The sequence below is a fragment of the Streptomyces sp. NRRL WC-3549 genome (assembly GCF_000721935.1).
GTDB lineage: Bacteria > Actinomycetota > Actinomycetes > Streptomycetales > Streptomycetaceae > Streptomyces.
Map to the genome: position 1 here is coordinate 98,970 of NZ_KL585400.1, position 918 is coordinate 99,887.

Consider the following 918-nt stretch of genomic DNA (forward strand, 5'->3'; position numbering starts at 1 on the left):
TGTGTATAAGAGACAGGTCGTACGCGGCTACTCGCTCGCCGGGCTCGCCGAGACCGGGCGCATCCAGGGCGACTACCAGGCCGTGGGCGAACTCCACGAGAAGCTGCTCGCGGAGGCCCGCAGGCGCGGCGAGGCCCGGCACACGGTGTGGGCGCTGGAGGGCATCGCCCAGATGCACCGCAACACCGGCTCGTACGACAAGGCGCTGGCCCTCTTCGAGGAGGCGGCCAAGACGGCGGGCCGGGCGGACGACCGGCGGGGCCGGGCCTGGGCCCTGCGCGGGATCGCCGACGTGCTGTCCGTCCGGGACGGCGACACCGACCGCGCGCTGGCACTGCTCTCCGAGGCCGAGGAGTCCTGCCGCGCGATGCGGCTGTCCAGCGCCCTCGCCTACAACCACAAGATGCGCGGCAACGTCCTCTACCGGGCCGGCCGGTACGCGGAGGCACGGGAGAACTACGCGCTGGCGCTGGAGGAGTTCCGCGCGATGGACGAGGCGCGCGGCACCGCGCTCGCCCGGCTCGGCCTCGCCAAGTCGCTCGCCCGTCTCGGCCGGGACCCGGCCGCGACGGTGGCCGAACTCGCCGACCTCCGCCACGCCCTGGGGCTGCTGGGCCTGCGCCACGCGGACGACATGATCGACCGCGCGGCGGCCGAGCTGGGGGTGGGGCCGGTACCCCAGGACGGCCCGCCGCTGTCCCTGGGCACAGAGGCGGCCCTGCGATGACCCCCGCCGCCGTCACCCGCACCACCGGGACGGGCGGCACCCGCGAGGGCACGGGCGGCGCGCACGACGGGCCGGCCCGCGCCGGGGCGGCCGGCACCCGGGACGGCACCACCGACGCCACCACCTCCATCACCGGACCGCCCGCGTCCCTGGCCCGCTGCCGCGCCCTGGTGCGGCCAGCGCTCGCCGAC

1 protein-coding gene and 1 pseudogene are annotated in these 918 nt (G+C 76.8%); both read left to right on the forward strand.

Annotation, left to right across the window (positions count from 1 at the left end):
* The coding region (locus tag IH13_RS0116285; protein ID WP_158791192.1) for a tetratricopeptide repeat protein at positions 1–727 on the forward strand (727 nt) is incomplete at its 5' end.
* Positions 724–918: pseudogene (locus IH13_RS0116290) on the forward strand (polyprenyl synthetase family protein); the annotation flags it as partial. The gene IH13_RS0116285 and the pseudogene IH13_RS0116290, both read left to right, overlap by 4 nt.